General features: G+C 26.8%; 28 protein-coding genes. All 28 read left to right on the plus strand.

Annotation, left to right across the window (positions count from 1 at the left end; translation table 11 throughout):
- The first annotated feature begins 9 nt into the window (after nucleotides 1–9).
- The 28 genes from Q0G30_RS02295 to Q0G30_RS02430 all read left to right on the plus strand — a co-directional run bounded on the left by Q0G30_RS02295 (nucleotide 10) and on the right by Q0G30_RS02430 (nucleotide 22,103).
- Nucleotides 10–642: a hypothetical protein gene (locus tag Q0G30_RS02295; RefSeq protein WP_294385955.1), complete on the plus strand. Its 633-nt coding sequence runs from the start codon at nucleotides 10–12 to the stop codon at nucleotides 640–642.
- Nucleotides 620–1,012 carry a hypothetical protein gene (locus Q0G30_RS02300; RefSeq protein ID WP_294385957.1) on the plus strand — a complete coding sequence of 131 codons (393 nt, stop codon included), beginning with the start codon at nucleotides 620–622 and terminating at the stop codon, nucleotides 1,010–1,012. The genes Q0G30_RS02295 and Q0G30_RS02300 overlap by 23 nt, the downstream gene beginning before the upstream one ends.
- Nucleotides 1,005–1,376, plus strand: coding sequence for a hypothetical protein (locus Q0G30_RS02305; RefSeq protein ID WP_294385958.1), 372 nt, complete (start codon nucleotides 1,005–1,007; stop codon nucleotides 1,374–1,376). Before Q0G30_RS02300 ends, Q0G30_RS02305 begins: the two co-directional genes overlap by 8 nt.
- Nucleotides 1,377–1,541: 165 nt before the next feature.
- Complete coding sequence (gene efp, locus Q0G30_RS02310) at nucleotides 1,542–2,099, plus strand: elongation factor P (protein WP_133016754.1); 558 nt, start codon at nucleotides 1,542–1,544, stop codon at nucleotides 2,097–2,099.
- A 172-nt stretch (nucleotides 2,100–2,271) separates the two neighbouring features.
- On the plus strand, nucleotides 2,272–2,637 hold the full coding sequence (locus tag Q0G30_RS02315; protein ID WP_294385962.1) for a CD1247 N-terminal domain-containing protein: 366 nt from the start codon (nucleotides 2,272–2,274) through the stop codon (nucleotides 2,635–2,637).
- A 242-nt stretch (nucleotides 2,638–2,879) separates the two neighbouring features.
- Nucleotides 2,880–3,803 (plus strand): stage III sporulation protein AA, encoded by a 924-nt coding sequence (spoIIIAA, locus tag Q0G30_RS02320; RefSeq protein ID WP_294385964.1) that lies wholly within the window; start codon nucleotides 2,880–2,882, stop codon nucleotides 3,801–3,803.
- Complete coding sequence (spoIIIAB, locus tag Q0G30_RS02325) at nucleotides 3,788–4,306, plus strand: stage III sporulation protein SpoIIIAB (RefSeq protein ID WP_294385966.1); 519 nt, start codon at nucleotides 3,788–3,790, stop codon at nucleotides 4,304–4,306. Before spoIIIAA ends, spoIIIAB begins: the two co-directional genes overlap by 16 nt.
- A gap of 19 nt (nucleotides 4,307–4,325) precedes the next feature.
- Nucleotides 4,326–4,523, plus strand: coding sequence for a stage III sporulation protein AC (gene spoIIIAC / locus Q0G30_RS02330; protein WP_133016750.1), 198 nt, complete (start codon nucleotides 4,326–4,328; stop codon nucleotides 4,521–4,523).
- Between the two features lie 9 nt (nucleotides 4,524–4,532).
- A complete protein-coding gene (gene spoIIIAD, locus Q0G30_RS02335; protein WP_294385968.1) occupies nucleotides 4,533–4,916 on the plus strand; it encodes a stage III sporulation protein AD in 384 nt (127 codons plus the stop codon).
- An 8-nt stretch (nucleotides 4,917–4,924) separates the two neighbouring features.
- On the plus strand, nucleotides 4,925–6,118 hold the full coding sequence (gene spoIIIAE, locus Q0G30_RS02340) for a stage III sporulation protein AE (RefSeq protein ID WP_294385971.1): 1,194 nt from the start codon (nucleotides 4,925–4,927) through the stop codon (nucleotides 6,116–6,118).
- Between the two features lie 5 nt (nucleotides 6,119–6,123).
- Nucleotides 6,124–6,708, plus strand: a complete 585-nt coding sequence (gene spoIIIAF, locus Q0G30_RS02345; protein WP_294385972.1) for a stage III sporulation protein AF — start codon at nucleotides 6,124–6,126, stop codon at nucleotides 6,706–6,708.
- Between the two features lie 26 nt (nucleotides 6,709–6,734).
- Nucleotides 6,735–7,352: a stage III sporulation protein AG gene (spoIIIAG, locus tag Q0G30_RS02350; protein WP_294385974.1), complete on the plus strand. Its 618-nt coding sequence runs from the start codon at nucleotides 6,735–6,737 to the stop codon at nucleotides 7,350–7,352.
- 40 nt (nucleotides 7,353–7,392) lie between these two features.
- Complete coding sequence (locus Q0G30_RS02355; protein ID WP_294385977.1) at nucleotides 7,393–7,920, plus strand: SpoIIIAH-like family protein; 528 nt, start codon at nucleotides 7,393–7,395, stop codon at nucleotides 7,918–7,920.
- Nucleotides 7,921–8,003: 83 nt separating this feature from the next.
- Nucleotides 8,004–8,393, plus strand: a complete 390-nt coding sequence (locus Q0G30_RS02360; protein ID WP_294131451.1) for an Asp23/Gls24 family envelope stress response protein — start codon at nucleotides 8,004–8,006, stop codon at nucleotides 8,391–8,393.
- A gap of 243 nt (nucleotides 8,394–8,636) precedes the next feature.
- Nucleotides 8,637–9,041 (plus strand): transcription antitermination factor NusB, encoded by a 405-nt coding sequence (gene nusB / locus Q0G30_RS02365; protein WP_294385979.1) that lies wholly within the window; start codon nucleotides 8,637–8,639, stop codon nucleotides 9,039–9,041.
- A gap of 45 nt (nucleotides 9,042–9,086) precedes the next feature.
- Nucleotides 9,087–9,935: a tetrahydrofolate dehydrogenase/cyclohydrolase catalytic domain-containing protein gene (locus Q0G30_RS02370; RefSeq protein WP_294385982.1), complete on the plus strand. Its 849-nt coding sequence runs from the start codon at nucleotides 9,087–9,089 to the stop codon at nucleotides 9,933–9,935.
- The gene (gene xseA / locus Q0G30_RS02375) at nucleotides 9,925–11,160 is read left to right on the plus strand and encodes an exodeoxyribonuclease VII large subunit (protein ID WP_294385984.1); all 1,236 of its coding nucleotides are present in this window, start codon (nucleotides 9,925–9,927) and stop codon (nucleotides 11,158–11,160) included. Before Q0G30_RS02370 ends, xseA begins: the two co-directional genes overlap by 11 nt.
- The gene (gene xseB / locus Q0G30_RS02380) at nucleotides 11,138–11,353 is read left to right on the plus strand and encodes an exodeoxyribonuclease VII small subunit (RefSeq protein ID WP_294385987.1); all 216 of its coding nucleotides are present in this window, start codon (nucleotides 11,138–11,140) and stop codon (nucleotides 11,351–11,353) included. The genes xseA and xseB overlap by 23 nt, the downstream gene beginning before the upstream one ends.
- Nucleotides 11,343–12,212: a polyprenyl synthetase family protein gene (locus Q0G30_RS02385; RefSeq protein WP_294385990.1), complete on the plus strand. Its 870-nt coding sequence runs from the start codon at nucleotides 11,343–11,345 to the stop codon at nucleotides 12,210–12,212. Before xseB ends, Q0G30_RS02385 begins: the two co-directional genes overlap by 11 nt.
- A gap of 17 nt (nucleotides 12,213–12,229) precedes the next feature.
- Nucleotides 12,230–14,089: a 1-deoxy-D-xylulose-5-phosphate synthase gene (gene dxs / locus Q0G30_RS02390; protein ID WP_294385994.1), complete on the plus strand. Its 1,860-nt coding sequence runs from the start codon at nucleotides 12,230–12,232 to the stop codon at nucleotides 14,087–14,089.
- An 11-nt stretch (nucleotides 14,090–14,100) separates the two neighbouring features.
- Nucleotides 14,101–14,910 carry a TlyA family RNA methyltransferase gene (locus Q0G30_RS02395; protein WP_294385997.1) on the plus strand — a complete coding sequence of 270 codons (810 nt, stop codon included), beginning with the start codon at nucleotides 14,101–14,103 and terminating at the stop codon, nucleotides 14,908–14,910.
- A gap of 41 nt (nucleotides 14,911–14,951) precedes the next feature.
- Nucleotides 14,952–15,782 carry an NAD(+)/NADH kinase gene (locus tag Q0G30_RS02400; RefSeq protein ID WP_294386000.1) on the plus strand — a complete coding sequence of 277 codons (831 nt, stop codon included), beginning with the start codon at nucleotides 14,952–14,954 and terminating at the stop codon, nucleotides 15,780–15,782.
- Nucleotides 15,783–15,882: 100 nt separating this feature from the next.
- Nucleotides 15,883–16,332, plus strand: a complete 450-nt coding sequence (locus Q0G30_RS02405) for an arginine repressor (RefSeq protein WP_294386005.1) — start codon at nucleotides 15,883–15,885, stop codon at nucleotides 16,330–16,332.
- Nucleotides 16,333–16,352: 20 nt separating this feature from the next.
- Complete coding sequence (gene recN / locus Q0G30_RS02410; RefSeq protein ID WP_294386007.1) at nucleotides 16,353–18,047, plus strand: DNA repair protein RecN; 1,695 nt, start codon at nucleotides 16,353–16,355, stop codon at nucleotides 18,045–18,047.
- A 183-nt stretch (nucleotides 18,048–18,230) separates the two neighbouring features.
- Nucleotides 18,231–19,421, plus strand: coding sequence for a SpoIVB peptidase (gene spoIVB / locus Q0G30_RS02415; protein ID WP_294386009.1), 1,191 nt, complete (start codon nucleotides 18,231–18,233; stop codon nucleotides 19,419–19,421).
- Nucleotides 19,422–19,736: 315 nt separating this feature from the next.
- Nucleotides 19,737–20,555 carry a sporulation transcription factor Spo0A gene (gene spo0A, locus Q0G30_RS02420; protein WP_294386011.1) on the plus strand — a complete coding sequence of 273 codons (819 nt, stop codon included), beginning with the start codon at nucleotides 19,737–19,739 and terminating at the stop codon, nucleotides 20,553–20,555.
- Nucleotides 20,556–21,490: 935 nt separating this feature from the next.
- Nucleotides 21,491–21,700, plus strand: a complete 210-nt coding sequence (locus Q0G30_RS02425; RefSeq protein ID WP_294386015.1) for a hypothetical protein — start codon at nucleotides 21,491–21,493, stop codon at nucleotides 21,698–21,700.
- Nucleotides 21,701–21,806: 106 nt separating this feature from the next.
- On the plus strand, nucleotides 21,807–22,103 hold the full coding sequence (locus tag Q0G30_RS02430) for a hypothetical protein (RefSeq protein WP_195964943.1): 297 nt from the start codon (nucleotides 21,807–21,809) through the stop codon (nucleotides 22,101–22,103).
- The last annotated feature ends 206 nt before the right edge of the window (nucleotides 22,104–22,309 follow it).

Raw genomic sequence — 22,309 nt, forward strand, 5'->3', positions numbered from 1 at the left:
AGAAGATATATGAAAGATATTGTAATTTCTACTAAAGAGGATTTTATATTTAAAAATAAACTATATGATGAAGTTGCAATAAAAAGTATTGTTAAAAAGAAAATTGATTTGTTTATATTTGAAGAAAATATCCTAATTAAAGAATTTGAAGATATAAAAAAAGCTAAGGAATTTATTGTTGGAAAAATAGTGAGAGAAGAATATGGCGATGAGAATGATATTCTAATTCATTATGAACATGATAAAAAAAGAAAAAAATTATATCTATATTCAATGGGAAATGGAAGAAAGATTAAAAATATAATTAGTGAAGCTAAGATTGTTAGGGTAAAACCAATTCAATTTTATATAAAGAGTATAGTAGAAAGTAAAATAAAGAAATTAACAGATTATATTATAATTATAGAGTTAAGAGAATTTATATACTCAATATATATAAAAGAAAATTTTATTGTAAAAAGTTTTGTGAAAAGTAAAAGTGATTTTATTATAAGTAATGAATTAAATGATTTACAAGATGGATCCATTATTATAGTAAGTAAGGATGATGAAAATATAATACCAGTGGAAATAAAATATAAACTCCACATTATATACTTTGAAATAGGAGAAATAATAAATGAAAAAATATTTAAAGTATAAAGAGTTTATTCCTAAAGATTTTATTGAAAAAAAGCAACTTAAAGAAAGTGAAGAAAATAGAAGAGGATATAAAATATTAATATTATTAAATATAATATTGTTATTCTTTAATATTGATAGTATATCAAAAACAACAGATATTGATGAATATACTACTGATTTAAAAGAAGTATATATTGAAAAAGAAGAAATATTTAAGTGGATAAATTTATATGATGAGGATAGTATTGAATTTAAAGTTCTAAATGATGTTGCTGAAATAACATATGAAAAAAATAAGGATATTAAAGAAATAGAAGATTTAGGCATTCAAGTAAAAAAGGTTACTAATTATGATGATAAAAAGGTAGTGAAGGTAGTATATGAGTAGTGTTAAGTTAAATTTTAGTTACTATAAACAACCTATATTAATAGTTATAACACTTATTCAAGTTATAATTATGCTTTATTATTTTAATACAGAAAATAATGTTGAAGTTGTTAAAGAATTAAATTATAATAAGCCAACAAAATTAACATTTAATGAAATAAATAATTATATAAATATAGATGAAAATATTGAACTAATAGAAGTTGAAGATTTGGGAGAAAAGTGGTATGTTAAAATAATGATAAATGGCAGTAACAAAAAAATAAAAGAAATAATTAATAAATTGGAAGAATTTGAAATATATAATTATGATATTAGTGGAAAAGATAATATTTTAACTGTAATATTGGAGTTATATAGGTAATTTTATTAAAAATTTTGATGTTCTTAACGAAATAATTGCATTTCTTTAGTAATTTTGATAGAATGTTTTTGTTGTGTCATTAAACGACAAACAGTATTATGATTATTTGTTAAAAATAAAGGTCATAATAACTATGAATTCAAGTGATTTGGAGGGAATTTTTTTATGATATCAGCAGGTGATTTAAGAAAAGGTACAACTTTTGAGTATGACGGACAAGTGTATACAGTAATAGACTTCTTACACGTTAAACCTGGTAAAGGAGCTGCTTTCGTTAGAACTAAACTTAGAAACGTTATTTCAGGTGGGGTTACAGATACAACTTTCAACCCAACTACTAAATTACAAGAAGCAGTAATTGAAAGAAAAGAAATGCAATATTTATATTCTGATGGAGAATTATACTACTTCATGGATCAAGAAACTTATGAGCAAATTCCACTAAACTATGAAAAAGTTGAAGATGCTATAAAGTTCATCAAAGAAAATATGTTTGCAGTAATTAAATTCTATAAAGGTGATGCATTCTCAGTTGAAGCACCAAACTTTGTTGAATTATTAATAACTCAAGCTGACCCAGGAGTAAAAGGTAACACAGCTACAAATGCTATGAAACCAGCTACATTAGAAACAGGAGCAGTTGTTAACGTACCTATGTTTGTTAACGAAGGTGATACTATAAGAGTTGACACTAGAACTGGGGAATACATGGAAAGAGTTTAATCTTAAAGTAAATGCTAGGTTTTTAACTTAGCATTTGTTTTTTTTAAGCGAGAATCTAAATCTTTGATTTAGTTATTTAAGATTATATAAATGACTCCTAGTTTTTCTTTTAAAGATAAAAAAATAAGTGTATAATCATATATATAATAATTTCTTCAAAGGAAGTGAAAGTATGAGAGATATATATACTAAAATAGATCAAGTTAAAAATAAGATAAATGATATAGAAGATGAGAAATATACAGATATATTTAATTCTTTAAGTGATATATTACTAGACCTATCTTCAAAGGTTGAGGATTTAAATTCAAGACAAGAATATTTAGAAGAAAATATGGAGTATATAGATAATGATTTAACTGATATACAAGATGAACTATTTGAAGAAGTAACATTTGATGATTTAAATGGATTAGAAGATGAATATGTTGAAATCAATTGTGAAAAGTGTAGTAAACCATTATTTGTAGAACAACAAGCATTAAATAACAATAACTCTATTCCTTGTCCGTTTTGTGGAGGAATTGCTAGAGAGTAATACATAGTATATATTTATTAAAATTTACTTGATTAAAAAATAAGCTATTGCAAATTAATTGCAATAGCTTATTTTTTTGAATAAATTTAAGGAATTTATATGTAATGCAATAAATATATTATATAGATATTTATTTTACATATGTTTTAAAAGAAATATTTTACATATTTTTTTATAGTATGAATAATTCGTTATTATGTGAAATAAAAATTAAAGAGAAAGGTAATTAAGGAAGTGATGATATGAAATATGATGAGGTTTATAAGATACTTCCAGAAGGTATAGGAAATAGTATTAAAGAATTTTTAATGAATGATGGAATACAAGAAATAAGGATAAAAATAGGAAAGCCTATAATACTTAATTTATCCTTTGAAGAAAAAGTGCTAGATTATATCCCAACAAAAGAAGATTTAAGATATATGCTAGCTAAAATTTCTAACTATTCACTATATGCATTTGAAGAAGAAATTAAACAAGGATATATTACATTAAAGGGAGGACATAGAGTTGGACTTGCTGGAGAGTGCGTAATATCAAAGGGTGAAGTTAGGACTATAAAAAATATTTCATCATTAAATATAAGGATATGTAAAGAGGTTATAGGTGCTTCTAATAAGGTTATGAGGTTAATTACTCAAAATAATAGAGTATATAATACATTAATAGTATCTCCTCCTAAGTGTGGGAAAACAACTATATTAAGAGACATAGCAAAAAATTTATCTAATGGAATGTATCAAATAAATCTAAAAGGAAAAAAAGTAACAATAGTAGATGAAAGAAGTGAAATTGCAGCCTGTTATAATGGTATACCACAAATGAATGTAGGAATTAGAACTGATATTTTAGATAATTGCTTAAAAAAATCAGGAATGATTATGGCAATAAGAAGTCTTTCGCCAGAAGTATTAATATGTGATGAGATAGGAACAGAGGGGGATTTAGAAGCATTAAATATGGCTTTTAATTCTGGAGTAAATATTATAGTTACTGTACATGGTTATGATATAAATGATGTTTATAATAGAAAGGTTTTTAAGGAATTAATAGATAATTGTGTGTTAGAAAGAATTATATTGTTAAGCAATCGAAGGGGGGCTGGTACTATAGAAAGAGTCTATAAGGTAAGTAGAGAGAAGGGATTGCAATGTTTAGAGGTTTAATGATTTTTTCCATGTTTTTAATTTGTACATTTATAGGTTTCTTTTTAGGAGAAAACTATAAAAGAAGAAGTATTCAATTAAAAGAATTTCAAAAGGGACTTTTATTATTAAGTAATGAGATTATATATGCTAATACTCCATTACCTGATGCTTTAATGGAGGTTAGTAAAAAGGTTTATAATCCTATTTCAGAAATACTTAATGATATGTCATTTACATTAGAAAATGGATATGCAGGAACTATATATGAAAGTTTTGAAAAGGCTTATATGAAATCGAAGGAAGAGATGAATTTATTAGATGATGATTATAAGATTATAAGTGATTTTTTTAAAACACTAGGTTCATCAGGAGTAACAGGGCAAGATAAGATTTTTAAGATTGCATTAGATAGTATAGATATAAATTATAAGGAGGCCAAAAAGTTTGAAAAAGAAAATATTAAATTATATAGAACGTTGGGATTGTCTATTGGTGCGATGCTAGCAATATTTTTTATCTAAGGGGGGAGAGTAATTTATTATGTTTGATGTAAGTTTACTGTTTAAGATTGGAGCAATGGGAGTTTTACTTATGGTTATTGAAAAGGTATTAGAGGGAAATGGAAAAAAGGAATTTGCAGTATTAGCTAATTTAGCAGGAATGGTTATTATTTTAATTACTATTATTGGAATGATATCAAATCTTTTTGATACTGTAAAAACTATGTTTACTTTTTAGGTGAGTTTTATGGAGATAATTCAAGTCGCATTTTTTGCATTTACTGCTTTATTCATATTCCTTTTATTAAAAGATAATAAATCCCAAGTGGGATTTCTTGTAATACTTGCTGCAGGAATAGGAATATTCCTTTACATGATAGGCCAATTAGCTGATGTAATAGAATTTATTAAGGATATTGCTAATAAAGCTAATATAGACACAGTTTATATTGGAATTGTATTAAAAATTCTTGCAATTGCATATATAACATCATTTTGTAGTGAAATATGCAAAGATTCAGGAGCCGGTAGTATAGGAAGCAAGGTTGAATTTGCTGGGAAAATTATGATACTAGGATTAGCAGTTCCAATTTTAATGGCTGTATTGAATTCAATTCTTCAGATATTGTAGGTGAGAAAATGAAAAACTATATTTTAAAGATAATTTGGTCTCTTATAATTATAAGCATTATGGGAGTTAGCGATATATCGATAGTTCCTAGTAAAATTACTTATGCAAAGGAGCTTACAAGCGTAACTAATGATGAAGAAGTAGAATCAAAGCTTAATAGTCTATATGACTATATAAATACAATGAAAAGTGATGTAGAACTTATTAATGAATTAGATCCAATAAGCTATGTAAAGAGCTATATAGAAACTGGGGAAGGCAATTTATCCTTTTCAACAATTTTAAATGCTATTATAAGTTTATTTTTTAGGGAAGTAAAAACTATATTATCATTGGCTTTTTCAATTGTTGCAATAGGAATAATATGTTCATTATTTAAGAATATACAATCTTCTTTTTCAGGAGAAGGCGTCTCACAGGTAGCTTTTTATGCTTGTTATGCTATCTTAATAATACTATTATCAAAGACCTTTATTATATCAATATCATTAGCAAAGGATGTAATTATTCAAATTACAGATTTTATGGATAAAGTATTACCAGTTTTAGTACTTATGCTAGCTGCGGCAGGGGGCTTGACTCAGGCCGCTACAATGGATCCAATAATACTAGGATGTACAATATTAATTCCTAAAATATACATGAATGTAATAATACCATTAATTCTAATAACTTTTGTATTACAGTTTACAAATAATATATCAACAGAATCAAAATTATCTAATTTATGTAGTATGGTAAAAAAATCTACTGTGTGGTTACAGGGAATTATTCTTACTATTTTTATAGGGATATTAACTATTAGGGGGATAACCTCTTCTACTATAGATGCAGTTACATTAAAGACTACTAAATTTGCTGTTGATAATTTTATACCAATAGTAGGAAAGTCTCTTTCAGATGCTATATCATCTGTAGCAGGATATTCATTAATTATAAAGAATGCAATTGGATCAATTGGGTTAATAGTTATAATTTTAATAATTCTATATCCTATTATTAAGCTAATATTATCATCACTTATTTTTAAACTTTCAGCAGCGTTACTAGAACCAATAACAGATAAAAGAATTACAGGTTCTATAGCAGCAGCAGGCGAATCTTTAGTATTAATAATGTCATGTGTTTTAAGTGTAAGTATAATGTTCTTTATTCTTATAGCAATTATGATATCCGCTGGAAAGTTTGTTATTGGAGGATAGAGAAGATGGAATATATAAATAATTTTGTTATAACCTTAGTGGCGACAATGATATTTATGACTGCAGTAGAGATAATTTCTCCTGATAATTCTATGAAGAAATATATAAAATTTGTATTAGGATTAATACTTATTTCAGTAATGATAAATCCAATAGTAAAATTCTTTACTGGTGGAGAGCAAGAGTTAGTAAATACTATTAAAAATTATGAAAGCATATTTTATGAAGGCACAACTAGTGGAAATAAAGAGAGTATAAGTGAAAGTCAAATAGAGTCATTTAAAAATAACTTAAATAGCAATTGCGATAGTTTACTTAAAGAAGAGTTCTCGGATAAGGATTTTAAATCAAATATTAAATGTGAAATAGATTTAGAAGATATGACTTATAGTATAGAGAGTTTAGAGGTGGGAGTAAGGGATGAAGGAGTAAAATTAGTTGACAGTATTAAAATTAATATAAATGAAGAAAGTGAAGAAGCAGTATCAAATGAGGAAACGGTGGATAATGAAGAAGAAATAAAGAATTACTTATCAGAAGTTTTTAAAATACCAACAGAAAAAATAAAGTTATATAGCATGGGAAAATAATAAAGAATAGGAGGGGGAAGAGAGGTATGGATAAAGATAAATTAAATGAAGAAATGAATAAACTTATGCAAAATAAAAAATTTGTTAATTGCTTAATAGTATTACTTGTAATTATATTTTTATGGCTTGCAGTTAGTAATTTTATGGGAGATGATGCTGATCTAACAAAAGGAAATACTGATAATACACCGATTGGAGCTCAAGAAGTTTCAGGAGATGAAGGTGTTACAACATCTAAAGAGTTATTAGATTATGAAACAGAACAAAAAGAAAAGTTAGAAGAGATACTTTCTAAAATTGATGGGGTGGGAGAAGTAGTTGTTAATATTTATTTTGAAAGTAGTGAAGTAAAAGTACCTGCAACAAATTCAAATACCCAAACATCAGAGACACAAGAGGAAGATAATAATGGAGGAACAAGAGTAACAAAGCAAGAAACCGAAGGAGAAACAGTAGTAATGCAAAGTGATTCAAGTATAAGTGAACCTTTTATAACTAAGACATATAAACCACAAATTACAGGAGTGTTAATTGTTGCAGAAGGTGCTAAAAGCAGTAAGATCACATATGATATACAAAAGGCTGTTTCAAGTTTATATAATTTAAGTTTGGATAAGGTTAATGTATATCCGATGGGAAGCTAGCATATATATGTTATATAAAAAGAATGGGAGGAATTAAAAAATGACAAAAAAACAATTTGGGATTATTTTTACACTAATGGCTTTAATAGTATGTGTTGGAGTATTATCTATGAAGCTAAATGAAAATGGTTATAACGATCCAACAAGCTTAGAGGCAGTATTAAAACAAAATACAGATAATACTAAAACTGATACATCTACAGAAGAAACTTTAAGTACAACAGAGTATTTCTATAGTATGAGATTAACTAAAGAGCAACAAGATGAAAAGTATATAGATGATATGAAAGCTATTACAGAAGATGCAAATGCATCACAAGAATCAAAAGATATAGCAAACAATGCATTAGTTGAAAAAGCTAAAATGAATGATCAAGAAAGTAGAGTAGAATCAGAAATTAGAAATAAAGGTTATGAAGATGCTCTTTGTATGATAAATGATAACAAAACTGTAAAAGTTTATGTTAAGGTAGACGATGTTTTATCAGAAGAAAATTCAGCTGTAATAAAGAAAGTTGTTGAAGATATTACTACTTTAACAGATGTAGATATAACATCAATGAAATAATTCATTGTAATATAAAGGCTCTTTTGCTATAATGAACATAAGGAAAAGTAGGTTTATATAATAAACCTTAAGGAGGTTAAGGCATGGAAAATGTAAACAATGAATCTACTATAGGAATTGTTAAAATTTCTGATGAAGTAGTAAGTGTTATAGCAGAAATAGCAGCAGATGAAATTCAAGGAATAGTTGAAGTTCCACATGGAGTTTCAAGTAACATATCACAAATATTAAAAGGTAAAAAGGCTTCTAGTGGGAAGAGTGTAAAGGTTACATTAGAAGAGGATAAAGCTATAATTGAATTAAATGTAGCTGTAGAGTATGGTATGAAGATTCCAGATGTAGTAAGTGCAGTTCAAGAAAATGTTAAAAAGACTGTTGAGGCTATGACTGGCTTAAAGGTTGACAAAGTTAATGTCAATGTTCAAAACATATATGTTCCAAAACAAGAACAACAGGAAGCGCTAGAAGTATAGTAAAAAACCCTCTGTCAAACAGAGGGTTTCTCATTGTAATAAAAAAATATATAAGGTTTACATAAAAATTTAGATAGTAAATTTAAAGAAAATTATTTATAATAGTAGAAGTTGATTCGTAAAAGATTATTTTTATGGACATAAATAAGATAATATTGTAATATACATATGTTTAATTAATGTAATATAAGTTTATAATACAAATAAAGAGATTAATGTATATTATATACTCAGGAGGAAGTTATGAAAAGACAGAAATCAAGAGAAAAAGCAATGGAGTTGCTTTTTAGCATGGAACTTAGCAAAAATAGTTATGAGGAAACAATAGAAAACTTCGTAGAAGATTACGAGATGAATTTAAATACTCTAGACATAGAATACATAAAAAGTGTTATAAAAACAGTTACTGATAACCTAGAAGTTATTGATAAAAAAATTGTAGAATCTTTAGTTAACTGGAAGTTAGATAGAATATCTAAAGTTAATCTTACAATATTAAGATTAGCAGTAGGAGAAATGATGTTTGTTGAAGATGTTCCAGGAAGTGTGGCAATAAATGAAGCAGTTGAATTAACTAAAAAATATTCAGATGAAAAAAGCTGTTCATTTGTTAATGGAGTATTAGATAAGGTTTTAAAAAATTTATAAATATAAATAAAGAGTATTTTCGATAGAGTTAGAGGGGGCAAAAAAATGGGTGATAGAATAGATGGTAAAGCTATAGCTTTAGGAATTAAAGATAATATAAAAAACTTTATAGAGACTAGAAAGTTAAATGAACTAAATATACCTAAAGTTGCATCTATATTAGTTGGTAATGATGGCGGATCATTATTTTATTTAAACAATCAAGAAAAAGTAGCAACTTCATTAGGATTAGAATTTGAAAAAATTCATTTAAGTGATGATGTAACAGAATGTGAATTAATTGAAAAAATAGAACAATTAAATAATGATAATGGTGTAAATGGTATAATACTTCAATTACCATTACCTAAAAATATGGATGAAAAGAAGATAATATCATCGATATCTCCAGAAAAGGATATAGATTGTTTAACATTTGTTAATCAAGGAAAGCTATATATGGGAGAGGAAACTTTCATGCCATGTACACCTAAATCTATATTAACAATAATAAAAAGCTTAAATATAAATTTAGAAGGAATGGAAGTAGTTGTAGTTGGAAGAAGCAATATAGTAGGTAAACCAGCTGCTGCATTAATGCTTAAAGAAAACTGTACAGTTACAATTTGTCATTCAAAAACTAAAAATTTAAAAGAAGTGTGTAAGAGAGCAGATATTTTAATTGTTGCAATAGGAAAGGCTAAGTTCATAGATGATAGCTATGTAAAAGAAGATGCAATAGTTATTGATGTAGGAACTAATTCTGTAGAAGGAAAAATTACGGGTGATGTTGATTTCGAAAAAGTTATAAATAAAGCAGCTTTTGTTACTCCTGTTCCAGGGGGTGTTGGAGCTCTTACAACAACTCTTTTAATGAAGAATGTATGTGAGGCTTTAGAAAAGTATGAAAATTAAAACTTTAACAGTATCGGAAGTTAATAATTATATAAAAAAAACATTAGATAATGATTTTATATTAAATAACCTTTCTGTAAGAGGAGAAATTTCAAATTTAAAATATCATTCCAGTGGTCATATCTATTTTTCATTAAAAGATGAAAATAGTAAGATTAATTGTATTATGTTTAAAAGTAAAAGCTTTGATTTAGATATTGTATTACAAGAAGGAATGTCTGTAATAGTATCAGGAAGAGCATCTGTGTATTCAGCAAATGGAACATTTCAGATATACTGTGATAGAATAGAGCAAGAAGGCTTAGGAGAACTTCACATAAGATTTGAGAAATTAAAGGAAAAGTTAAGTAGGGAGGGGTATTTTGAAGATGAGTTTAAAAAACCCCTTCCTAAAAATCCTTACAGAATAGGTGTAGTAACTTCAGAAACAGGTGCAGCGATACAAGATATAATTAATGTTGTAAGAAGAAGAAATACAAAAGTTGATATTATTCTTTATCCGGCTTTAGTGCAGGGTTATGGAGCATATAAAACAATAATTGAAGGTATAGAATATTTTAATAAAAAGAAAAGTGTAGATGTTATTATAATAGGTAGAGGTGGAGGTTCTATGGAAGAGCTATGGAATTTCAACGAGGAACCATTAGCATATGCTATCTTTAAATCAGTGATACCTATTGTATCAGCTGTAGGTCATGAGGTAGACTTTACTATATCTGATTTTGTTGCAGATTTTAGAGCAGCAACACCTTCGCAAGCTGCTGAAATAGTTGTTCCTTTAGAGGAAAATCAATATAAGCAAATTAGTAATTATGAAGAAAGATTAGATTTTATAATAAGTGATAGGCTTAGAGAAGAAAAACAAAGAGTTAAAAATCTAGAAAAAATATTAAGTCTAAATTCACCAAATAATAGAATTGCAAATGCATATTTAGAAATTGATAATCTAAAGGAAAAGATAGAAAAAATAATAGAATTTAAAATAAAGAGTAATAAAGAAAAGATATTTTCATTAAATAATATATTAAATGCACATAATCCTTTGAATATTTTAGCAAAAGGTTATGCTATAATAGAAGATGAAACTGGCAAAGTAGTTAAAAGTAAGGAAGTTTTTGAAGGAACTACTGAAATAAAAATTTCTATGGAAGATGGGTATGTAAAAGGAAATTTTACTCCCATAGAAAAAGGGGGATTTTATCATGGCAAAGAAGGAAAGCTATAATGATATGTTAAATAATTTAGAAGTTATTTTATCTACATTGGAAAATAATGAGTTAAGTTTGGAAGATGCTATGAAAGAATATGAAAAGGGAAGTAAAATCATTAATAAATTATATAAGACATTAGATACGTTAGAGGGAAAATTCTTAACAATTAAGGATAATACTGAAGTGGTGAAAGAAAATGAAGTTTAATGAAATGAAGAAAGAAATAAATAAATTTTTAGTAGATTACTTCAGTAATAAAGGAACTTATAATAAAGTTATTTATGATTCAGCAAGCTATAGTCTTAATATAGGTGGAAAGAGAATAAGACCTATATTAATGCTTTTAACATATAGCATGTATAAAAAAAATTGGAGAGATATATTAGAATTTTCTTCAGCAATAGAAATGATTCATACTTATTCTTTAATACATGATGATTTACCATGTATGGATAATGATGACTTAAGAAGAGGTAAGCCTACTAATCATAAGGTGTATGGAGAAAATATAGCAGTACTTGCAGGAGATACACTTTTAAATGAAGCTATGAATTTAATGATGAAATTTTCGTTAAAGAATGGAGAAAGAGCATTAGTGGCGGCAGAAAAGATCGCATCAGCATCAGGGCCTGAAGGTATGATAGGTGGTCAAGTGGTAGATATCATAAATGAAGGTAAAAAAATAAGTGAAGATGAACTTAAATATATGCATATGAAAAAGACTGGAGCACTTATTAAGGTTTCAATAGTGTCAGGAGCTATACTTGGGGAAGCACCAGAGGATGATATTAAAAAGCTGGAAAAGTTTGGTGAAAATTTAGGATTAGCCTTTCAAATAAAAGATGATATTTTAGATGTAATAGGTAGTACAGAAAAATTAGGGAAAAATGTGTTAAGTGATGAAGAAAGCAATAAAACTAATTTTATTACAATGCATGGTTTAGAATATTGTATTAAAGAATGTGAAAGGCTAACAAAAGATAGCATTGAGATATTAGATAGTTTATCTGTAGATACTAGCGATTTAAAGGTTTTAACTAAAGAACTTTTAGACAGAGAAAACTAAATGAAGGAATGATAAATATGTCAAAATTATTAGAGGATATAAACTATCCGCGAGATGTAAAAACTTTGACTAATAAGGAACTTTATAAGCTTAGTGATGAAATAAGAGAATTTTTAATAGAACAAGTATCAAAAACTGGAGGTCATTTATCCTCAAATTTAGGTGTAGTGGAGTTAACGCTTAGTTTATATAAAACTTTTAACTTTGAAAAAGATAAAATAGTATGGGATGTTGGACATCAAACTTATGTTCATAAAATATTAACTGGGCGTAAGGATAAGTTTGATACATTGAGAAAATATAATGGTTTATGTGGATTTCCTAAAATAAGTGAAAGTAAATATGATGCTTTTGGTGTAGGGCATAGTAGTACATCAATATCAGCAGCTCTAGGTATAGCTAGAGCGAGAGATATTAAACATGAAGATTATAATGTTATTGCAGTAATAGGAGATGGAGCACTAACTGGAGGAATGGCATTAGAAGCACTAAATGATGTTGGTTTTAATAAAACTAATATGATTATAGTTTTAAATGATAATCAAATGTCAATTTCGAAAAATGTGGGTGGACTATCAAATCATTTAAATAAATTAAGATTAGATCATAGCTATAATAAATTAAAGGAAGATATAAATTCTACTTTAAGTAATAGTAATGCTGGTAAAACAGTAGTTCAATGTCTACATAGAGTGAAAGATAGTTTAAAGCATTTATTAGTACCTTCTATGTTGTTTGAAAACATGGGTATTAAATACATAGGACCTATTGATGGGCATGATATTGAATTAATGAATGAAGTATTTAGTAAGGCTCAAGAAATTAATGGTCCTGTAATAATTCATACAGTAACCCATAAGGGAAAAGGATATGAATTTGCAGAAAAAAATCCAAATAAATTTCATGGAGTTTCACCATTTGACTTAGAAAGTGGTGAAAGTTATATACCTGCAAAAAAAACCTATTCAAAGGTATTTGGAGATACTATGTTAGAATTAGCTGAAAAAAATAATAATATAGTTGCAATTACTGCAGCTATGCCAGATGGTACAGGCTTAAAAGAGTTTTCTCAAAAATATAGTAATAGATTTTTTGATGTTGGAATAGCAGAAGAACATGCAACTACACTTGCGGCAGGAATGGCAACTGCTGGTTTAAGGCCTGTTTTTGCAGTTTATTCAACGTTTTTACAAAGAGCCTTTGATCAAGTTATACATGACGTTTGTATTCAAAACTTACCTGTAGTTTTTGCTATAGATAGAGCTGGAATTGTGGGTGATGATGGAGAAACACACCAAGGGGTATTTGATTTATCTTACTTATGTGCAGTGCCTAACATAGTAGTTTTAGCACCAAAGCATTTAGAAGAATTATCTGTAATGTTAAAGTGGGCTTTAAATCAAGATGTTCCTGTTGCAATAAGATATCCAAGAGGAACAGATTGCTATGAAGGTATATCTTCACTAAAAGAAATAAAATACGGAAAATGGGAAAAGATAATTAATGGAGATAAAGTTGCTATAATAGCTGTAGGAAAAATGGTGCAGCATGCAATGATTGCAAGAAAATCATTAATTAAAAAAGGAATTAATCCTTTGGTTATAGGAGCAACTTTTGTAAAGCCTATAGATATTGAAATGTTAAAAGAACTAGTTGATAAAGGATATAACATTATAACTATTGAAGATAATGTCATAAACGGTGGATTCGGAAGCTATGTGTTAATGGAATTAAGTAAGCTTAATTTTAAAGGTAAATTTAAAGCCTTAGGATTTAATGATAAATTTGTTCCACATGGAGATGTTAATTTACTATATAAAGATGCAGGGCTTGATGCAGAAGCTATAGAAAAATGTGTTATAGACATTTTAGAATAAAGGAGAAAAATATGGCATCTAAGAAAGAAAGATTAGATATATTATTAGTTGAAAAAGGAATTTGCGAATCAAGAGAGAAAGCAAAGACTAATATTATGGCAGGACTTATATTTGTTGATGGGCAAAGAGTAGATAAGGCAGGAGAAAAAGTTAAAGTTGATGCTGAGATAATATTTAAGGGAGAAAAACTTAAGTATGTAAGTCGTGGAGGCTTAAAATTAGAAAAAGCAATGAATACTTTTGGAATTGACCTTACAAATAAGGTATGTATGGATATAGGAGCATCAACAGGAGGATTTACAGATTGTATGCTTCAAAATAATGCATCTAAAGTATTTGCTGTAGATGTAGGATATGGACAATTTGCTTGGAAGCTTAGAACTGATGAGAGAGTTGTTTGTATGGAAAAAACCAACATTAGATATGTAACTCCAGAAGATATTGGAGTAGCTTTAGATTTTGCATCTATAGATGTATCATTTATTTCATTAAGAACAATAATGCCAGCCGTAAAGGCATTATTAGGAGATAAAGGTGAAGTTGTAGCATTAATAAAGCCACAATTTGAAGCTGGAAGAGATAAAGTTGGGAAAAAAGGTGTTGTAAGAGATAAGGAAGTACACTTAGAAGTTATAAATACAATAATAAACTTTTTAATAGAAAATGAATTAAAAGTACTAGGATTAAGTTACTCACCAATTAAGGGTCCAGAAGGAAATAGAGAATATCTTGTTTACTTTACTAAGGATAAAGAACGAGAAGGAAGTTTTGAGTTAAGTCAAATTGAAGATATTGTAAATGAATCTCATAGCCAGCTTTAAAAGCTGGCTATAGGTATATAAGGATAGTAAAGGGAGTTAATATGAAGAATATTGTAATAGCATTAAATCCTTCAAAAGATACTGAAGGAAAAATATTATCTTTAGTTGTTGAAAAGATTACAAATATATTTAAGAACCCAAAAATAACTATACTTAATAGTTATGAAATGAATAAGTATAAATTTGATTATAAGTTGGATTTACTTATAGTTTTAGGGGGAGACGGAACTTTACTTGGTATAGCTAGAGATATTAATGGAAAATATGATGTACCTATTTTGGGAATAAATATAGGGAATTTAGGGTTTTTGTCAAGTATAGAAATACAAGATTTAGGCGAAGCTTTAAATAAAATAAAAAATGGACAATATACTATTCAAAATAGAATACTTTTAGAATGTAAAAGTGATGATGAAAGTGAAGATATTAATAGTAAAGCCTTAAATGATGTAGTAATAGCTAGGGGAACATTATCAAGAATGGCTAAATTTGAAGTGTATATAGATAAAAAGTTATATTATACTTTCAAAGGGGATGGATTAATAGTTTCAACGCCTACAGGTTCAACAGCATACTCATTTTCAGCAGGAGGACCTTTTGTATACCCAGATGTGGAAGTTATAACATTAACACCTATTTGCCCACATACTAGAGGAATGCAACCAATTGTATTAAAAAGTAGTAGTGAAATTTTAATTAAGGCTGAAAATTATAATGGTGAGATTTATTTAACTTTTGATGGTCAAGAAGCTAGAAAAATCAAAGATAATACTTCTATAATAATTAAAAAAGCTAAGGATTTTGCAAAGATTTTATTATTTGATAATTATGATTATTTTAATGTTTTGAGGAAAAAAATATTAAATAACTAGAAAGTTTTTTGATAGTTAATATAAATAGAATTTTAAATATAAAAATTAAATTTTATGCTGATAAATGAACTTTATTAACAAATAGAAAAGGTGATTAAAAATGAAATCAAAAAGACATAGTAAGATATTAGAGATTATTAACAATAATGATATAGAAACACAAGAGGAGTTAGCAGAAGCTCTTAAACATGCAGGATATGATGTAACTCAAGCAACTGTATCGAGAGATATAAAATTATTAAAATTAGTAAAAATGCAAAGTGAATCAGGAAAGTATAAGTATATATCTTCAGCAAAAGAAGAACGTGATATAAATGATAAACTTTATAGCATATTAAAAAATGCAGCTATAGGTGTAGAACAAGTTGATAAATTTGTTGTTATAAAAACATTGACAGGTGCTGCATCAGCGGCTGCAGAAGCAATAGATACTTTATATGCAAATGATGTTGCAGGAACAATAGCAGGAGATAATACTATTTTTGTATTAGTTAGAACTGATGAAAAAGCTTTAGAACTAATTTCTAAAGTTAGAAAGATGATTTCTTAATTTTATAAAGGTGGGGTATAATGCTAATTGAATTAAATATTAAGAATTTTGCATTAATTCAAGAGTTATCTGTTGAATTTGGAGCAGGATTTAATATATTATCAGGAGAAACCGGCGCAGGTAAATCAATACTTATAGATACTATAGATTATGTATTAGGTGGAAAATTCTCTAAAGATCAAATAAGATATGGAGAAGATAAAACCATGGTAGAAGCCATATTTTCTATTGAAAATAATGAAATTTATGAAGTCCTAGAAGAATTAGGTATAGAAAAAGATGAAATGCTAATAATACGTAGAGAAACTACATTACATGGTAAAAGCCTAATAAAAGTAAATAACAGAAGTATTGTATTATCACAATTAAAAAAAATAAGAGAAAAGTTATTAGATATCCATGGACAGCATCAAAATCAAAATTTATTAAATAAAGGTACTCATATTTTATACGTTGATGAATTTTACTATGATAAAATAAAGGATTTACTTAGAGAGTATGGAGTATTAAGAGATAATTATTTAGAAAATGTTGAAAAGATAAATAGCTTAACAAGAAAAGAAGATGGAGAAAAGTTAGCTGATTATATTAAATTTCAAATAGAAGATATAGAAAAAGCAAATTTAAAAGTTAATGAAGAAGAAGATTTAAAAGATGAATTTAATATGTTATCAAATGCAGAAAAAATATCAAATAGCTTAGTAAAATCTTATGGATATTTAAATTCATCAAATGAAGGAATTTCTGTGCTAGAAGCATTATCAAAGGTTATTTCTGAATTATCATTAGTTGAAAACCACTCTGAAATAATAAGAGAGAAAAAAAGTCAAATAGAAGAAGCATTTTATAATTTAGAAGAAGTAACAAGAGAGATTCGTGATATAGGTAGTGAAATACAATATGATGAAGATAGATTGGCACAAATAAATGAAAGAATATATACTATAAGTTTATATAAGAAAAAATATGGAAACTCAATACAAGAAATATTAGATAATTTAAAAAATCTAAAAGAAAAATATAATGAGTTAATAAATGCTGAAGAGATAGTAAATAAGTTAAAAGAAGAACTTATTATTATTGAAGAAAAAATGAAGGTTATAGGTAAAAAACTTCATGATTTAAGAACTAAGGCAGCAGAAATACTAGAAATAAATATTAAAAAGGAATTGTCTTATGTTGGTCTTGAAAAAGCAATAATAAAAATTGAAGTTAACTTAACTGATGAAATGAATTCAAGAGGATATGATGAAGTTCAATTTTTAGTATCTGCCAATCCAGGTGAACCTTTAAAACCGTTAGAAAAAGTATTATCAGGTGGAGAATTATCAAGAATAATGCTTGCTTTAAAATGTGTATTTGTAGATAAAGATAAAATACCAACACTTATATTTGATGAAATAGATACTGGAATTAGTGGAACTATTGGAAAACGTGTTGGAGAAAAAATGTATGAGGTTTCATTAAAGCATCAAGTATTATGTATAACTCATTTACCACAAATAGCAGCACTTTCTGATAATCATTATTTTGTATCTAAGCATGTTTTAGAAGGAAAGACATTTACAGGAATACGAATGTTAACACGAGAAGATAAAATTAGAGAAATTGCTAAAATGGTTGGCGGAGATGAAATAAGTGATGTTACTATCGAAAATGCATCAGAAATGGTGAAATTTGCCGAAATAAAAAAGAAAGAAATGAAAAATATTTAAAAAAAACATACATAAGGCTTAGCAATACGGTAAAGAATAAAATCATGGTAATTTAGCATGGTTTTATTTTTTTTATACAAAATTTATTAACTTATTAATTTTTGACTATGTTAACAATGTTAATACAGCATATAAAAAAACGATACAGGGAAAATTAATGTCAGAAGCAAGGGAGGAGATAAAATGTTAAAAAAAATATTAAAGTATTTTAGTATAATTACTGCTCCAATAGCTATTTTGGCATTAATAGCATATTTTAGTGTTTTAAAATTGCCAGAAAAAATATATATCAATGATAGTATGGAAGTATCTGATATATCTATGTACAATCAAGGTGTATTTAATACTGTAAAACTATCAAAAGATAAGGTTAACATTGATTTTTTAGGATTAATTCCTATAAAATCAGTGGCAGTACAAAAATTAGATGATATAAAATTATATCCTGGAGGAACAAGTGTAGGAATAAAGTTATCTACTGAAGGTGTATTAGTTGTGGGTTTTTCAGATGTTGAAACTAGAGCAGGAACTGAAAGTAGTCCAGCAAAATTAGCAGGATTTCAATTAGGGGACGTATTACTTAAAGTAAATGGAAAAAATATTGAAGGCGCTAAAGATTTAGGATCCTTAATAAAAGAAAGTGATAATAATGTAGTAAATATAGAATTTATGCGTCAAGGATGCAAGTTTAATAAAGATGTTGAACTTGTTAAAGAAGGAGAAGCCTATAAATTAGGATTATGGGTGAGAGATTCAACAGCAGGTATAGGAACTTTAACTTTCTATGATGAAGACAGTGATACTTTTGGAGCTTTAGGTCATCCTATAACAGATGGTGATACTAATACTACTTTTACAATTAAAGATGGTGATTTACTATCAGCATCAATATTAAGTGTGCGTAAAGGTGAAAAAGGTGTTCCAGGCGAATTAAGAGGATTATTTGTAAATGAGAAAAGCTCTATAGGAACAATTAAGAGTAATTCATCATCAGGAATATTTGGAAGTACTAAGAAAGCTTTAGTAAATCCTAATTTTAGTGAGCCTATGTCAATAGGATTTAGAAATGAGGTTGTAGAAGGACCTGCTACTATAATCACTACTGTAGATGAAGAAGGTCCAAAAGAATATGATATAGAAATTATTAAACTTCTACAACAAGATAAATGTGGACCTAAGAGTATGATAATTAGGGTTACAGATGAGGAACTTTTAAGTAAAACAGGTGGAATAGTTCAAGGAATGAGTGGTAGTCCAATCATTCAAAACAATAAAATTGTAGGTGCTGTTACTCATGTTTTAATTAACAAGCCTGACATTGGATATGGAATATATATCGAATGGATGCTTGAAGAAGCAGGGATAATAAATTAAAATAAATTTAGAAAATTATCAACAAGATATAGCTAAAATAACAAGGTAAAATGCTATATCTTGTTGCTTTAAAAGATATATATCAATCAACATAAATTTTCTTAAGATTTTTTTAAAAAAATTTCAAAATAATGTAAAATAAACTATTTTTATTTTAAATTTTATGTTATAATATACTCAATGAAGTTAAAAAACAACTAAATATAACTTAATTTAAAATATAAAATTTAATAAGGTTAAATAAGTTATGTGGGAATTTGGAACTTTGAAATTTTAAAATAATATATTATATATGGGTAGAAAGGGAGAAAAAACATGGATGGAAATAAAATTTCAGTAATTATTGCAGATGATAACAAAGAATTTTGCAGTATTCTAAATGATTATCTTTTAAATCAAAGAGATATAGTGGTAACAGGAATTGCAAAAGATGGTAGAGAAGCTTTGACATTAATTGAGGAAAAACAACCAGACTTAGTGGTTTTAGATATAATTATGCCTCATTTAGATGGACTAGGAGTTTTAGAAAAGTTAAATTCAATGAATTTAGAAAAATTTCCTAGAATAGTTGTTTTATCTGCAGTTGGACAAGACAAAATAACACAAAGAGCTATAACTTTAGGTGCTGATTATTATGTTGTAAAACCATTTGACATGGATATTTTCACTAAGCGTATAAGAGATATGTTTAATGATACAATATCAATAGAAAATGAACCAGTTAAAAAGCAAGTTGCAATGACAACAAGTGAAATAATAAGTACAAATAATAAAGGACCTATTGATTTAGAAACTGAAATTACAAACATAATTCATGAAATTGGTGTGCCAGCACATATTAAAGGGTATATGTATTTAAGAGAGGCTATTACAATGGTTGTTAATGATATGGAATTATTATCAGCTGTGACTAAGGAATTATATCCTTCAATTGCTAAGAAATACAATACAACTGCTTCAAGAGTTGAAAGAGCAATAAGACACGCTATTGAAGTTGCTTGGGGAAGAGGACAAATTGAAGCAATTAATAAATTATTTGGATATACTGTTCACAATGATAAAGGTAAGCCAACAAACTCAGAATTCATAGCTATCATTGCTGATAAGCTAAGATTAAAGAATAAAGTATCTTAAGATAAGTTAATGATATGTAAACACTTTTGTTTATTGATATAAAAATCAATAAATGGAGGTGTTTTTATTTTGTCTAGAATCAATAGAAAATCTAAAAAAATAGAGGATATAATTCAGGATTATATTGATTATTATAGCTATAAAAAGAACTATGTATAAAATTAATAAGAGTGATAAAATATATTTTTGTGATGGTAATAAGAGGATTTAAACAACAGTTATATCTATATGAGCTATGAAGATATAGAGTATAAATTGATTGGTTGGCATAAATAAAAGTAGAGCTATTAAAACTCTACTTTTTAGTAATTTAAAAAATAGGATCATAAACTTATTATACTTATAGCTCGTATATATTCTTCTAAAATATCTTTATTTCTAGCTTCAATATTTGAGGTATTAGTATTACTTTTAAGAGCGATTACATCGCTTTTATTACTTATTGTATTTCTTAAAGCAATATTTGAATCATTATCTTTAAATTCTTCTATACTACTATTTACTTTTGAGTCAAGCTGAGTATTAATATTTTTGTTTTTTTCTCAACCTTAGATGTACATCCAGTTAATGTTAAACTAAGTACTAATACTAAAATAAATCTTATTTTTCTCATTTTATTCTCCCTTGTATAATAGCGATTATTCGTTAATAGATAAATTGCTATTTTTTTGAATTATAATTATAATGCAATATTAATAAAATTTTCCATTAAATTCCAAGAGTAAGTTAAATTTAGCTTTATTATGCTACATAAAAACTCAACTTTATTTAATTATTTTAATCAACAAAAATGATTTCATGAACAATTTGAATATATTGCGAACTAATTAAGAAAATTTGATCTTTGAAAAGTGAATAGTACGGTATTGTAAAAATATGTTATAATTAATTCGTGATTGTATTAAAGTACGACGTAAAAAAGAGGAGGAGATACTATGAATAAAAACACCAAATTACTTCACTGTATTTTAGGGAGTGTAATTTTATCTTTAATAAGTATGCCTATATTTTATGAGACAGTTCACTATATTCCCGTAGTTGGATTTTATTTAAGTCAGTTGCTTTATTTTATTTCAGCTATAGGAGTGATATTAACTATATATTTTTCTATATTATTAATAAAAGAAAATTGGAGTTTCAAGTAGATAATATTTAAATTTGCATTTATTGATTTATAAAATAAAAGAATAAATTAAAAACATATTATCTTTTTGAAAAATTAAAAACTGTAAATAGAAAGGGAGTCTATTAATGATAAATATTATTTTTGGTATAGTTATAATTATAGCGTTAATTTTAGGAGTTTATATATTTGGAATATATACTGCAAACCGAGGTAATAAAAACATAGATATAGAAATAACAATATTCTATTATGTTGTATTATCATTCATCATTGTATTTGGATTTATGTTTTTATTTGAACGTATCGGATTTAAACAAGAAAAAATTGGAGTTTCAGTTGCTATTACGGTTATTTTTACTAGTATTTTTTGTGCAAATAAAATTATTACTCAAATAAAAAAGCTTAAAGATATTAAAGAGTAATTTATTAAAATATTAGTAGAAATATAAAATTTGAGAAATAAAGAATGAAATAAATTTTATAAAAAGATAATCTTACAATAGATTAACTACGATGATACCATTTTAGATAGCTTGGACGAATATGTAAATGATTATATCGATAAAGAAAAGTTTTTAGAGTGTTATGATATGGAAGCGAAAGAGATAAGGTGAAAGACATTATTATA

Origin of the sequence: uncultured Clostridium sp. (assembly GCF_934754925.1) — a bacterium.
In the GTDB taxonomy this organism is placed as follows: Bacteria; Bacillota; Clostridia; order Clostridiales; family Clostridiaceae; genus Clostridium.

What these genes read in the sequence shown, in the direction of transcription:
- Q0G30_RS02295 (WP_294385955.1), top strand. Translation starts at nt 10, where the DNA reads ATGAAAGATATTGTAATTTCTACTAAAGAGGATTTTATATTTAAAAAT.
- Q0G30_RS02300 (WP_294385957.1), top strand. Translation starts at nt 620, where the DNA reads ATGAAAAAATATTTAAAGTATAAAGAGTTTATTCCTAAAGATTTTATT.
- Q0G30_RS02305 (WP_294385958.1), top strand. Translation starts at nt 1,005, where the DNA reads ATGAGTAGTGTTAAGTTAAATTTTAGTTACTATAAACAACCTATATTA.
- efp (WP_133016754.1), top strand. Translation starts at nt 1,542, where the DNA reads ATGATATCAGCAGGTGATTTAAGAAAAGGTACAACTTTTGAGTATGAC.
- Q0G30_RS02315 (WP_294385962.1), top strand. Translation starts at nt 2,272, where the DNA reads ATGAGAGATATATATACTAAAATAGATCAAGTTAAAAATAAGATAAAT.
- spoIIIAA (WP_294385964.1), top strand. Translation starts at nt 2,880, where the DNA reads ATGAAATATGATGAGGTTTATAAGATACTTCCAGAAGGTATAGGAAAT.
- spoIIIAB (WP_294385966.1), top strand. Translation starts at nt 3,788, where the DNA reads ATGTTTAGAGGTTTAATGATTTTTTCCATGTTTTTAATTTGTACATTT.
- spoIIIAC (WP_133016750.1), top strand. Translation starts at nt 4,326, where the DNA reads ATGTTTGATGTAAGTTTACTGTTTAAGATTGGAGCAATGGGAGTTTTA.
- spoIIIAD (WP_294385968.1), top strand. Translation starts at nt 4,533, where the DNA reads ATGGAGATAATTCAAGTCGCATTTTTTGCATTTACTGCTTTATTCATA.
- spoIIIAE (WP_294385971.1), top strand. Translation starts at nt 4,925, where the DNA reads ATGAAAAACTATATTTTAAAGATAATTTGGTCTCTTATAATTATAAGC.
- spoIIIAF (WP_294385972.1), top strand. Translation starts at nt 6,124, where the DNA reads ATGGAATATATAAATAATTTTGTTATAACCTTAGTGGCGACAATGATA.
- spoIIIAG (WP_294385974.1), top strand. Translation starts at nt 6,735, where the DNA reads ATGGATAAAGATAAATTAAATGAAGAAATGAATAAACTTATGCAAAAT.
- Q0G30_RS02355 (WP_294385977.1), top strand. Translation starts at nt 7,393, where the DNA reads ATGACAAAAAAACAATTTGGGATTATTTTTACACTAATGGCTTTAATA.
- Q0G30_RS02360 (WP_294131451.1), top strand. Translation starts at nt 8,004, where the DNA reads ATGGAAAATGTAAACAATGAATCTACTATAGGAATTGTTAAAATTTCT.
- nusB (WP_294385979.1), top strand. Translation starts at nt 8,637, where the DNA reads ATGAAAAGACAGAAATCAAGAGAAAAAGCAATGGAGTTGCTTTTTAGC.
- Q0G30_RS02370 (WP_294385982.1), top strand. Translation starts at nt 9,087, where the DNA reads ATGGGTGATAGAATAGATGGTAAAGCTATAGCTTTAGGAATTAAAGAT.
- xseA (WP_294385984.1), top strand. Translation starts at nt 9,925, where the DNA reads ATGAAAATTAAAACTTTAACAGTATCGGAAGTTAATAATTATATAAAA.
- xseB (WP_294385987.1), top strand. Translation starts at nt 11,138, where the DNA reads ATGGCAAAGAAGGAAAGCTATAATGATATGTTAAATAATTTAGAAGTT.
- Q0G30_RS02385 (WP_294385990.1), top strand. Translation starts at nt 11,343, where the DNA reads ATGAAGTTTAATGAAATGAAGAAAGAAATAAATAAATTTTTAGTAGAT.
- dxs (WP_294385994.1), top strand. Translation starts at nt 12,230, where the DNA reads ATGTCAAAATTATTAGAGGATATAAACTATCCGCGAGATGTAAAAACT.
- Q0G30_RS02395 (WP_294385997.1), top strand. Translation starts at nt 14,101, where the DNA reads ATGGCATCTAAGAAAGAAAGATTAGATATATTATTAGTTGAAAAAGGA.
- Q0G30_RS02400 (WP_294386000.1), top strand. Translation starts at nt 14,952, where the DNA reads ATGAAGAATATTGTAATAGCATTAAATCCTTCAAAAGATACTGAAGGA.
- Q0G30_RS02405 (WP_294386005.1), top strand. Translation starts at nt 15,883, where the DNA reads ATGAAATCAAAAAGACATAGTAAGATATTAGAGATTATTAACAATAAT.
- recN (WP_294386007.1), top strand. Translation starts at nt 16,353, where the DNA reads ATGCTAATTGAATTAAATATTAAGAATTTTGCATTAATTCAAGAGTTA.
- spoIVB (WP_294386009.1), top strand. Translation starts at nt 18,231, where the DNA reads ATGTTAAAAAAAATATTAAAGTATTTTAGTATAATTACTGCTCCAATA.
- spo0A (WP_294386011.1), top strand. Translation starts at nt 19,737, where the DNA reads ATGGATGGAAATAAAATTTCAGTAATTATTGCAGATGATAACAAAGAA.
- Q0G30_RS02425 (WP_294386015.1), top strand. Translation starts at nt 21,491, where the DNA reads ATGAATAAAAACACCAAATTACTTCACTGTATTTTAGGGAGTGTAATT.
- Q0G30_RS02430 (WP_195964943.1), top strand. Translation starts at nt 21,807, where the DNA reads ATGATAAATATTATTTTTGGTATAGTTATAATTATAGCGTTAATTTTA.